The sequence below is a fragment of the Kribbella deserti genome, assembly GCF_042434725.1.
GTDB classification, from domain to species: domain Bacteria; phylum Actinomycetota; class Actinomycetes; order Propionibacteriales; family Kribbellaceae; genus Kribbella; species Kribbella deserti.
In genome coordinates this window covers 88431-100636 of sequence record NZ_JBHLTC010000036.1, presented here as the reverse complement: position 1 = coordinate 100636, position 12206 = coordinate 88431, and the positions used below count along the sequence as shown (strand labels likewise).

General features: G+C 68.2%; 6 protein-coding genes and 2 pseudogenes. All 8 read left to right on the top strand.

Going from position 1 to position 12206, the window contains the following annotated elements; genetic code table 11:
* Positions 1-168 precede the first annotated feature (168 nt).
* The 8 genes and pseudogenes from ACFFGN_RS27250 to ACFFGN_RS27215 all read left to right on the top strand — a co-directional run bounded on the left by ACFFGN_RS27250 (position 169) and on the right by ACFFGN_RS27215 (position 12096).
* Complete coding sequence (locus tag ACFFGN_RS27250) at positions 169-1272, top strand: resuscitation-promoting factor (protein WP_380052968.1); 1104 nt, start codon at positions 169-171, stop codon at positions 1270-1272.
* A gap of 38 nt (positions 1273-1310) precedes the next feature.
* Positions 1311-2216, top strand: coding sequence for a 16S rRNA (adenine(1518)-N(6)/adenine(1519)-N(6))-dimethyltransferase RsmA (gene rsmA, locus ACFFGN_RS27245; protein ID WP_380052966.1), 906 nt, complete (start codon positions 1311-1313; stop codon positions 2214-2216).
* Positions 2217-2219: 3 nt separating this feature from the next.
* Complete coding sequence (locus ACFFGN_RS27240; protein WP_380052964.1) at positions 2220-3152, top strand: 4-(cytidine 5'-diphospho)-2-C-methyl-D-erythritol kinase; 933 nt, start codon at positions 2220-2222, stop codon at positions 3150-3152.
* A 4-nt stretch (positions 3153-3156) separates the two neighbouring features.
* A complete protein-coding gene (locus ACFFGN_RS27235; RefSeq protein WP_380052962.1) occupies positions 3157-5481 on the top strand; it encodes an ATP-binding protein in 2325 nt (774 codons plus the stop codon).
* 9 nt (positions 5482-5490) lie between these two features.
* A pseudogene (locus tag ACFFGN_RS27230) lies at positions 5491-5676 on the top strand (helix-turn-helix domain-containing protein); the annotation flags it as partial.
* 105 nt (positions 5677-5781) lie between these two features.
* Positions 5782-7845, top strand: coding sequence for a tetratricopeptide repeat protein (locus tag ACFFGN_RS27225; protein WP_380053432.1), 2064 nt, complete (start codon positions 5782-5784; stop codon positions 7843-7845).
* Positions 7846-8001: 156 nt separating this feature from the next.
* Positions 8002-9828: pseudogene (locus tag ACFFGN_RS27220) on the top strand (GTP-binding protein); the annotation flags it as partial.
* Between the two features lie 414 nt (positions 9829-10242).
* Positions 10243-12096: an ABC-F family ATP-binding cassette domain-containing protein gene (locus ACFFGN_RS27215; RefSeq protein WP_380052958.1), complete on the top strand. Its 1854-nt coding sequence runs from the start codon at positions 10243-10245 to the stop codon at positions 12094-12096.
* The last annotated feature ends 110 nt before the right edge of the window (positions 12097-12206 follow it).

Below are 12206 nucleotides of genomic sequence, written 5' to 3'. Positions count from 1 at the left end.
CCTGGTTATTCGTTACTGTCCCGTGATGTTGGCCGGGATCGGGGAAGATCCCGGACAGCACGCCCCTCGGCGCAGACCGTTTTTTCCAGGCCCTGATTCCCTGGCGAAGTGCGGCCTCCGTCAGTGCTGTCCCTCCCCGTGCCCGGGTAGCTCTATCTGGGAGCATTTGTGCGTAAGTCCATCATCGCTGCCGTCGCTGTCACGGCCGCGATTGCTGTCGCGGGCGGAAGTGTTGCCTACGCGACGAAGAGCAAGACCGTCACGCTGTCGGTCGACGGACAGGTGCAAAAGGTGCACACCTTCGGCTCGACCGTTGCCGACGCGCTGAAGGCGAAGAACATCACCATCAGCGACCGCGACTCGGTCGCACCGGCCCTGGATGCCAAGCTGCAGGAGGGTCAGGAGATCGCGGTGCAGTTCGCCCGCCCCCTGACCGTTAACGCCGACGGCCAGAAGAAGAGCTTCTGGACCACCCAGGACAGTGTCAGCGAGGCGCTGACCGACCTGGGTCTGCGCTACGACTCCAGCGCCCAGTTCTCCACCAGCCGCAGCGCGGCGATCGGCCGGGAGGGCCTCGAGCTCACCGTCCGCACGCCCAAGACCGTGTACTTCGTGCGTTACGGCAAGGCGCTGCCGTTCAAGACCACCGGCGCGACCGTGGCCGAGGCGATCGACCACGCGAACGTCAAGGTCGACGGCGACGACCGGATCACCCCGGCGCTGACCACCGCGATCAAGTCCGGCAGCCGGATCATCATCGCGAAGGTCGATCACAAGCGCCGTACCAAGGTGCTGCCGATCCCGTTCGAGAAGACCGAGACCAAGAGCGCGACGATGCTCGAGGGCGAGAAGAAGACCACCCGAGAAGGTGTCGCCGGCAAGCGCGAGGTGCAGTACGTGCTGTCGTTCCTGAACGGCAAGCTCGTCGCCACCAAGGAGCTGAAGAGCAAGGTTCTGGTCAAGCCGGTCACCGAGCTGGTCACCGTCGGGACCAAGCCCAAGCCCGACGAGCCGGACCCGGAAATCGGTTCGACCGGTGCGTGGGACCGGATCGCCGAGTGCGAGTCCGGTGGCAACTGGAAGGCCAACACCGGCAACGGGTACTACGGCGGACTCCAGTTCAGCCACAGCACCTGGCTCAACTACGGCGGCGGCAAGTACGCCAACAACGCGCACCAGGCGTCGAAGGCCCAGCAGATCGCGATCGCCGAGAAGGTTCGTGCCGCCGAGGGCGGTTACCGCGCCTGGCCGCACTGCGGTAAGCGCGCCTGATACCGATCATTGGTGCGAGATAAGCGAGACTGGGCGGCGTGACCGCTCCTGAGACACCCGCATCCGCCGGGCCGAGGCTTCTCGGTCCGGCGGATGTGCGTTCGCTGGCCGCACGGCTGGGACTGCGCCCGACCAAGCAGCGTGGCCAGAACTTTGTCATCGACCCGAACTCGGTTCGCCGCATCGTGCGGGCGGCCGGCCTGGCCGAAACCGGCGAAACCGTGCTGGAGGTCGGGCCGGGGCTGGGTTCGCTGACCCTGGCGCTGCTGGCCGACGGCCATCGCGTCACCGCGGTGGAGATCGACCCGCTGCTGGCCGAGGCTCTGCCGGGCACAATCGCGACGTACGCACCGGATCAGGCCGACCGCCTCACCGTCGTACCGGCGGACGCGATGACCGTGACGTCGGAGCAGATCGGGTCGCCCGAGGCATGTGTGGCCAACCTGCCGTACAACGTGGCCGTGCCGGTGCTGCTGCACCTGCTGGAGATCGCTCCGACGCTTCGGCATGGTCTGGTCATGGTTCAGGCCGAGGTGGCCGACCGGCTCGCGGCCCCGCCTGGGTCGCGCACGTATGGCATTCCGTCCGCGAAGGCCGCTTGGTACGCCGAGGTGCGCCGGGCTGGACCGGTCGGCCGGCAGATCTTCTGGCCCGCCCCGAACGTCGACTCCGGCCTGGTCGGTTTCGAACGGCGCGAGCCGCCGAAGACCGAGGCCACCCGGGAAGAGGTCTTCGCCGTGATCGACGCGGCCTTCTCACAGCGGCGCAAGACCGTGCGTTCCGCGCTGGCCCGCTGGCTGCCGAACCGCGAGGCGCTGGACGAGGTATTGCGCGTGGCCGGGGTCGATCCCGGGGCGCGGGGCGAGGTGCTCGGCATCACCGAGTTCGCCCGGATCGCGGGCGTCCGCGCGCAGATGCCGGGTCCAGATCCAGTCAGCCCATAACCTGTGCCCGTGCCTCCTGCCTCCCAGGTAACCGTCCGGGCCCCGGCGAAGATCAATCTCGGTCTTGCCGTCGGTGCGCCACGCCCAGACGGCTTCCACCCGCTCGCGACCGTTTACCAGGCTGTCGCGCTGTACGACGACGTGACCGCGGTCTCCCGCGAGGACGGCGAGATCACCGTCGAGGTGCTCGGCGACTTCGCGGCGGAGGTACCGGCCGACGACACGAACCTGGCTGCCCGGGCCGCCCGCCTGCTGCAGACCGAGTACGACGTCGAAGCCGGCGTGGAGCTCACCATCCGCAAGACGATCCCGGTAGCCGGTGGAATGGCCGGAGGCTCTACGGACGCTGCCGCCACCCTGGTCGCGTGTAACCGGCTCTGGGGCTTACAACTGACTTCTGCGGACCTCGAACGGCACGCAGCCGTTCTAGGCAGCGACGTGCCCTTCTGCCTGGTTGGACACACCGCACTCGGTAGAGGTCGTGGCGAGCAGGTCACCGAGGTCATGTCCCGTGGCACGTTCCACTGGGTCTTCGCGATCGCAGACGGTGGCCTATCCACCCCCAAGGTGTACGGCGAGTTGGACCGGCTACGGCCGCTACGACGGGTAGAACCGCCCGAAGTCGATCCAGAGCTCCTGTCGGCCCTCCTGACGGGTGAACCGGCTGCGCTGGCTCCTGTGCTCAGCAACGATCTACAGGCCGCGGCCCTATCGCTACGGCCCAAGTTGGGGGAGACCCTGCAGTTCGGGCTAGAGCGGGGGGCGCTCGCAGCGATGGTCTCGGGCTCGGGACCGACCTGCCTGTTCCTGGCGCCGGACAGCCGCCGGGCGGTGGATCTGGCCGTGGACCTTGCGGATTCCGGTCTGTGCCGGATGGTTCGGCAGGCCGAAGGGCCTGTGCCAGGTGCGCGAATCATCCCTGGTCCCGCACGATAGTGCGATGACCGAGCCGTTCGCGATCCTGCTGAGCCGCTGCCGCCGTGAGGCAGGTCTGACTCAGGACGAACTGGCCCATCGCTCCGGCCTGAGTGTCGACGGCGTGAGCGCGCTGGAACGTGGCACCCGCCGCTATCCCCGCCGGGGCACCGTTGAGCAACTTGCGACGGCCCTCGGCGTACCGGCGGAGCCACTGCTCGCGGCCATTCCAAGTCGCTCGGCGTTGCCGATCGCCGCTGCGCCCGTTGTGCCCCGGCAACTGCCGATGGCGGTGAACGACTTCACCGGCCGCGCGGACGACGTCGAGCGATTGACCCGGCTGCTGCGGTCCAGCCGTGGACCGGTGCTTGTCGCCATTACTGGGATGGGCGGCCTTGGCAAGACCACGTTGGCTATCCAGGTGGCCCAGGCCGTTGCCGACGACTACCCAGACGGACATCTCTGGCTGGACTTACGTGGGCAATCGCTGATCGAGCCGCTGACGCCGCTAGACGCGCTCGTCCAGTTACTACGTGGTTTAGGGGTCCCGGCCGACAAGATCCCCGCGAATCCCGAGCTGGCCGCTGGTCGGTTGCGCTCGCTACTGCATGACCGACGGGTTCTGCTTGTCCTGGACAACGCTGCGGACGTAGCGCAGGTCCTGCCGCTACTCCCGGCCGGACGAGGTTGCGCCGTCGTCGTCACGAGCCGCCACACGATGACCGGGCTGGCTGGAGCTCATCAGCTGCCGCTGGGTCTCCTAGCCCCGGAAGAGGCGGAAGGCCTGCTCCGGGCCATGGTCGCGCCTGATCGGTTGGAGGTAGAGCCCGGAGCTGTAGTTGAGCTGATCGACGCCTGCGGCCTGCTGCCACTCGCAGTCCGGTTGGCCGGTGCGAGGCTCGCAGATCGGCCCAGCTGGCCCGTGTCGTACTTGGTCGACCGGTTGAAGGCTTCGCGGCTCGACGTGCTCGACGGCGCCGACGTGGGCGTACGGACCGCCTTTGCGGTGTCGATCGATCAGCTCGCCAGTAGCCCACTGGAGGACGATCAGGCCGCTGCCGTGGCCTTCGCGAAGCTTGGCGCTTTCGACGGACCAGACCTGTCCGGGCGGGTTGCAGGCGCCCTGCTGGGCGTAGACGTGTACGAGGCTGAGCGACGGCTTGAGCGCTTGGCGGACCTGCACCTGCTGGAACCGACCGGGGCCGGGCGCTACCGCTTCCACGACCTACTACGGGTTTACGCGCGCGAGGCCGGCGTACAGCCAGATGTGGAGGGCCTCACCGCGCTGTTCAACGCAGTGGCATGGCGTGTGTGCCGGTTGACTCGGCCGGCCACTGTGCGTTCGGAGTGGGCCGACGGTCGTTGGGCTGTCGACGCGCCTGACCTGGGCGACGCCGTCACCACACTCGACTGGCTCGAGACCGAGCATGCGAATCTGGTCGCGGCTGCGATGCACGGCACTGCCTCGGTGGTGCCGCTCGGGATCGGCCTGGTGCAGTTCGGGATGTCCCGCGGCTACTGGCTGGATCACGTGCGCATCTGCGAGATCGGCCTGCGGCGCGCGATCGAGTCGGGCAACGGGATGGCCGAGGGATTCCTGCGCAATGACCTCGGGCTGGTGCGGATCGACCTCGCCCGGGCGGGGCTAGGGTCGTTCGAGCAGGCGCTGGACGATATCGGTGCGGCCGTCAAGGTGTTCGAGCGACTCGATTCGCAGGCCGGAGTCGGGATGTGCCTGACCAATCTCAGCTTCGCGCTGGATGCGGCCGGTCATCCCTTCGACGCCGTCCGGTACGCCGAACGTAGTGTCGAGCACTCCCGTCTGCTGGCCAACAGCCACAGCGAGACCTGGGCACGGATCAACCTGGGTGAGCTGTACGAACGGACCGGGCGTCACGAGGAGGCGCTCGCGCAGTACGCCTTGGCGCTCGACCTCAGCGACGGCGACGCCAGTACTTCGGCGATCTTGCTCAGCCGGGGTGCGGCGTACCGGACTCAGGGCGATCTTGCCGCGGCCGAACGGGACCTGCGGCAATGCGCGGAAATCGCCGACCGCCTGGGTAATCGCGGTGGCCAGGCCCGTGCGCGGGACGAGCTCGGCCGGCTGGCGCAGCTTCGGGACGACCATGAGACGGCGCTGCGCGAGCTGAACTCGGCGCTGGAGTTGGCCCGCCAGTACGACGACCGCAGCGGCGAGGCGTCGACCAGGCACGGGCTCGGCCTGTCGCTGCTGGCGCTTGGCCGCAAGGCAGAGGCGTGGGAGGAACTGGCTGCGGCGCGGGCAATCTACGAAGCGACAGGCGAGGTTGAGTTGGCTGCCGAGCTGGATCGCCTTATAGACGAGTACTGACGGCGTGCGATGACTGAACCATTCGCAGTTCTGCTGAGCCGGTGTCGCCGCGAGGCGGGCCTGACGCAGGATGAGTTGGCGCATCGGTCCGGGCTAAGCGTTGACGGGGTAAGCGCCCTCGAACGTGGCACCCGCCGCTATCCCCGTCGGGAGACTGTCGAGCAACTCGCGACGGCCCTAGGCGTACCGGCTGAACCGCTGCTGGCGGCCATCCCTCGCCGTACGTCCGCTATAGGGTCGCCGGAGCATGTATCAGCGTCGCCGGCCGTCGCTGGGCCGGACAGGCCCCGGCAGTTGCCGATGGCGGTTAACGACTTCACCGGCCGTGCTGACGAGGTGGAACGGTTGACCCGGCTGCTGCGGTCGTGCGACGGTCCGACGGTTGCTGCGATCACCGGGATGGGCGGACTCGGCAAGACCACGCTGGCGGTTGAGGTCGCACAGTCGGTTGCCGATGATTTCCCGGATGGCCACCTGTGGCTGGACCTGCGCGGGCATTCGTCGGTTGAACCGCTGTCACCGCTTGACGCACTTGGGCAGCTTCTACGCGGTTTGGCCATTCCCCCGGACAGGATCCCGGCAGATGCCGAAATGGCCGCGGCAAAATTCCGAACGCTCTTGCACGACCGGCGGGTTCTACTGGTCTTGGACAACGCGGCGAACGTCGCACAGGTACTGCCGCTAATACCTGCCGGTCCTGGTTGTGCTGTCGTCATAACGAGCCGCCATACGATGACCGGTCTGGCAGGGGCTCACCGGCTACCGCTGGGCCTACTAGCGCCTGACGAGGCCGAGGGCCTGCTGCGATCAATAGTCGGCGCAGCCCGGCTGGAGGCCGAACCGGTCGCAGTAGCGGAGTTGATCGAGGCTAGCGGGCTACTGCCTCTGGCTGTCCGGTTGGCCGGTGCGCGGCTTGCCGATCGGCCCGGCTGGCCCGTGTCGTACCTGGTTCAACGGCTGAAGGCCTCCCGACTCGACGTACTTGATGGAGCCGACGCGGGTATCCGTACGGCGTTCGCGGTGTCGATCGACCAGCTTGTCAGTAGTGCCTCAGGGATCGACCGGGCTGCTGCAGAGGCCTTCGCCAAGTTGGGCGCGTTTGACGGTCCAGACCTGTCAGGAATGGTGGCAGGCGCTCTGCTCGGGGTGGAGCCGTTCGAGGCTGAGCGTCTGCTTGAGCGGTTGTCCGACCTGCACTTGTTAGAGCCGACTTCCGCCGGGCGATACCGCTTTCACGACTTACTACGGGCCTACGCGCGGGAGGCCGGCGTACAGCCTGATGTGGAAGGCCTGACCGCGCTGTTCAACGCCGTGGCCTGGCGGGCGTGCGAGCTGAACCGCCCGAGCAGCCCGCGTCTGGATTGGGCGGCTGGGCGCTGGTCCAAGGACGCACCAGACTTGGGTGATCTCGTCGCGACCCTCGACTGGCTGGAGGCCGAACACCCGAACATGGTCGCCGCCGCGTCGTACGGCACGCCTTCGGTAGCGCCGCTGGCGGTCGGCCTGGCGCAGTTCGGTATGTCCCGTGGCCACTGGCTGGGCCACTTCCGCATCTGCCAGGTCGGCCTGCGCGTCGCGATCGAGACGGGCAACGGGATGGCCGAGGGGTTCGTGCGCAACGACCTCGGGCTGGTCCGGATCGACCTTGTCCCGGCCGGCTTGAGTACGTTCGAACGCGCGCTGGAAGAATTCGCCGAGGCCCTACGGATCTTCGAGCGGCTCGGCTCGGAGGCCGGCGTCGTACAGACCATGTGCAACTTCGCCTTCGGTCTCGAGGCTGCCGGGCATCCGTTGGACGCTGTGCGCTACGGCGAACGCGCTGTCGAGCACGCCCACCGAGCCGGCGACCGCCTTGGCGAAACCTGGGCCAGGATCATCCTCGGCCGGATCTACAGCGGAGTCGGACGCCACCAGGACGCCTTGACCGAGTACACCCAAGCGCTCAGCCTCGACGACGGTGACGCGACCACGGTGGCCGCGCTGCTCGGCCGGGGGCAGGTCCATCGGCGTCGAGGCGAGTACGCCGCCGCCGAGCGGGACCTGAGCCGGTCCGCGCAGATCGCGGACCGCCTCGGGCATCGCGGCACCCAGGCCCGGGCGCGCGATGAGCTCGGCCGCGTCGCCCAACTGCGCGGCGATCACGAAACGGCCCTGCGCGTACTGACCGCGGCCCTCGAACAGGCACGCCGGTACGACGATCGTTCTTTCGAGGCCTCAACCCGTTACGGCCTGGGCCGGTCGCTGCTGGCGCTCGGCCGCCGGACCGAGGCCCGGGCGGAGCTGATGGCGGCGCGGTCGATCTACGAGGGAATTGGCGAAGCCGAGCTGGCCGCCGAGGTGGACCGGGAAATTCGCGCGCGCTGACAGCGGTTCGGCGGTACCGTCGGCGTGTTCAGTGGATGTGCGTCGCAGTTCATGGGTGGAAGGAGCCGGGCATGCGCCAGGCGTCGGAAGACATCGGGACCACCACCTGTCTCTTCGCACACCCTTGGACCCTTTTTGCGTACTTCCGCTTTGACCATGGGGATTCTCGCCCACGTTGACGCCGGTAAGACCAGCCTGACCGAACGCCTGCTCTGGCAGGCCGGCGTGATCGATTCGATCGGCCGGGTCGACGACGGCAATACCCAGACCGACTCGATGGAGCTGGAACGGCAGCGCGGTATCACCATTCGCTCGGCCGTGGTCTCGTTCCCGCTCGGCGATCTCACTGTCAACCTGATCGACACCCCGGGCCACTCCGACTTCATCGCCGAGGTCGAACGTGCCCTGCGAGTGCTCGACGGCGCCGTACTGGTGATCTCGGCCGTCGAAGGCGTTCAGGCCCAGACCCGGATCCTGATGCGCACGTTGGCCCGGCTCCGCATTCCCACCCTGCTGTTCGTCAACAAGATCGACCGAACCGGCGCCCGGTACGACGACCTGCTCGCCTCGATCGCGACCAGGCTCACGCCGACCGCCGTACCGATGGGCGCCGTCGCCGGGCTCGGTACCCGCGCGGCGTCGTACCAGCCATTTGCCTTTGGCAACGAAGACTGGTCCCGCCGGGTGCGCGAGGTGCTCGCGGAGAACGACGACACCCGGCTGCAGGCCTATCTCGACGAGGTGCCCGGTGATGAGCTGGCAGGCCTGATCGACCAGACCCGGCAGGCACTCGCGCATCCGGTGTACTTCGGGTCCGCCATCACCGGCGTTGGCGTGGCCGAGCTGGCCGAGGGAATTCGTACCTTCCTGCCGCGGGACCGGTCCAGCGATGGGCCCTTGCAAGGCGAGGTGTTCAAGATCGAACGAGGCCGCGCCGGCGAACGGATCGCCTACGCCCGCCTGTTCGCCGGCTCGCTCGCGCTCCGCGACCGGATCGCCTGCCTGAACGGACCGGCCACGTCGTACGAGGGCAAGGTCTCGCGGCTGCAGGTGTTCGAGCGCGGCAAGGCCCTGCCGGTCGAACGGGCCGAGGCCGGCCGCATCGTCAAGGTCTGGGGCCTCGGCGACGTACGCATCGGCGACCAGCTCGGGCGGTACGACGAACGCGCCGGGGCCGTCTCGTTCGCGCCGCCCACCCTGGAGACGGAGGTTCGCGCGGCCGACCAGCCCCGGTTGTTCGCCGCCTTGCAGAAGCTCGCCGAGCAGGACCCGTTGATCCGGCTCCGCGTCAACGGCCGCCAGGTATCGGTCTGCCTGTACGGCGAAGTGCAGAAGGAGGTGCTCAAGGCGTTGCTGCTGAGTGACTTCGGCGTGGACGCCTCGTTCGAACCGACCCGGCCGATCCTGCAGGAACGGCCCGTCGGCATCGGCGAAGCGCTGGTCGGGCTCACGGATCCCGATAACCACTGCGACGCCGGACTCGGCCTTCGGATCGAACCAGGTACGGGCGTGGGCTATCAGCTCGAGGTGGAACTCGGCGGACTGCCCCGGGCGTTCCATACGGCGATCGAGGAGGCGGTTCGGTCCTACCTGCGCACGGGTGGACTGCACGGCTGGGAGGTGTCGGAATGCCTCATCACGGTGACCCATACGGCGTACTCCTCGGCGAGCAGCACTGCCGGGGATTTCCGCCGCCTCGTTCCTGAGGTTCTGCGCCTCGCGCTCGAAAAGGCCGGAACGCAGCTCTGCCAGCCGATGAACCACTTCGACCTGGAGATCCCGGCGGACGCCCTTGCCCCGGTACTGGCCAAACTCGCCGAAAACGCCGCCATCGTGCACGACACCACCGTCACCCCCGCCACCTCCCACCTGACGGGCCTCATCCCAGCCGCCCGCACCCACGCCCTCGAAACCACCCTCCCCGCCCTAACCCAAGGCGAAGCCCTCCTAACCACCACCCACCACACCCACCACCCCCCGCCCTAACCACCGCCACACCGACACGCCGCGCACCCCGTTCATCGGACCCTTGTAACGCGGCGCGTCGGCGTTCATCGGACGCTTGTGACCAGGCGTGTCGGGGTTCATCGGACGCTTGTAACGCGGCGCGTCGGCGTTCATCGGACGCTTGTGACCGTGGGCCTGCTGCCTGCTGCCAGTTGCCTGCTGCCCCCTGCTGCCTGCGCCCACGCCGGGCCGGTGGCCATGCGGCGATTGGTCACAAGCGTCCGATGAACGCCGACACGCCTGGCAACTAGGGTCCGATGACACGCCGGGACTTGGTCAGAAGGGTCCGATGAAGGGGGACACGCCGGGTCAGAAGGGTCCGATGACGCGCCGGGGGTGGGTGGACGGGAATTCGGTGGGGGTGGGGTGGGCGGTTAGGCTGGGCGGGTTATGGCCGCTCCTGTCTCGAACCTTGTCAATCTCGAAGCCGTCACCAAGGGCTTCGGTACCCGGATCCTTCTCGATGCCGTCAGTCTCGGGGTGGGCCGCGGTGACCGTATCGGTGTGGTCGGCCGCAACGGCGATGGCAAGTCGACCCTGCTGCGCGTGCTGTCCCGGCAGGAGGAGCCGGATTCCGGCCGGGTGACGCACAACCGCGATCTGCGCCTGGGATTTCTCGGTCAGACCGACGACCTGGACCCCGAGTCCACCGTCGCCGGCGCGGTACTCGGCGATGTCGAGACCTATACCTGGGCGGCGGATCCGCGCGCGCGGACCGTGATGGAACACCTGCTGGGCGGTATCGACCACGAGGCCAAGATCTCCACCCTGAGTGGTGGTGAGCGGCGCCGCGCCTCGCTGGCGAAGCTGCTGCTGACCGACGTGGATCTGCTGATCCTCGACGAGCCGACCAACCACCTGGATATCGAGGCGGTCAACTGGCTCGCGGCGCATGTGGTGGACCGGGCCGGCGCGCTCGTGGTGGTGACGCACGACCGGTGGTTCCTGGACGCGGTGTGTACGAACACCTGGGAGGTCCACGGCGGCGACGTCACGTCGTACGAGGGGGGTTATGCCGCCTACGTGCTGGCCAAGGCCGAGCGGGCCCGGACGGCGAAGGTCACCGAGGACAAGCGGCAGAACGTGCTGCGCAAGGAGCTGGCCTGGTTGCGTCGCGGTGCGCCCGCGCGGACCTCGAAGCCGAAGTTCCGGATCGACGCCGCCAACGCCCTGATCGAGAACGAGCCGCCGCCCCGCGACCGGCTGGCCCTCGCGCAGCTGGCCACCTCCCGGCTCGGTAAGGACGTGTTCGACGCGGAAGACGTTTCGCTTGCTTATGGCAACAGAGTGCTGTTCGACCGGCTCACCTTCCGGATCGGCCCGGGGGACCGGCTCGGGCTGCTCGGGCCGAACGGCGCGGGCAAGACGACGTTCCTGCGGTTGCTCACCGGCCAGGTCGAGCCGGACAAGGGCCGTGTCAAGCAGGGTAAGACCGTCAAGATCGCGCACCTCTCGCAGGCGCTGGAAGACCTCGACGGCTCGTTGACCGTGCTGAGCCACATCACCGGGATCCGCCAGGCGGCACAGCTCGCGGGTTCGGGTGGCGAGATGACGGCGTCGCAGCTGCTTGAGCGGTTCGGCTTCACCGGTGATCGTCTGTCGACGCGCATTCGCGATCTGTCCGGTGGTGAACGCCGTCGGCTGCAGCTGCTGCGCGTTCTGCTCGACGAGCCGAACGTGCTGATCCTCGACGAACCGACCAACGACCTGGACGTCGAGACGCTGACCGTGATCGAGGACTTTCTCGACGGCTGGCCCGGCACGGTTCTGGTGGTCACCCACGACCGGTACTTCCTCGAGCGGGTCAGCGACAGCGTTTACACCGTTCCGGGTGACGGCACGGTTGTGCACCTGCCGCGCGGTGTTGAGCAGTACCTGGAACGCCTTGGTACGACGCCCCGCCGCCGTACCACGTCCGCCGCGCCGGAAGTTGCCGCCGACAACGATTCGGCCGGTGCGCCGGTGGCGGGTCAGACGGCCGGGCAAGGGTCCGGGCAAGCGGCGGCGGTTCAGGCACCGGCGGCCGATCCGGCCGTGGCGCGGGCAGCGAAGAAGGAGCTGAACCGGATCGAGCGGCAGCTCGCGAAGCTGACCGAGACCGAGGCCAAGCTGCACGACCAGATGGGCGCGAACGCCAGCGACTACGCCAAACTGGCCGAGCTGGACGCCGAACTGCGCAAGATCGCCGACGAGCGCGGCGAACTGGAACTGGCCTGGTTCGAAGCGGCCGAACGCGCCGAGTAGTCAACCCAGCCAGGCCCGGTCAGACGGGCCCAGCCTGCCGGAGCTCGTCAGCTGTGACCCGGCAGCGGTAGACAGGTCAGGCGCAGCCCGGCAGCCGGCGCCGGTCGGCC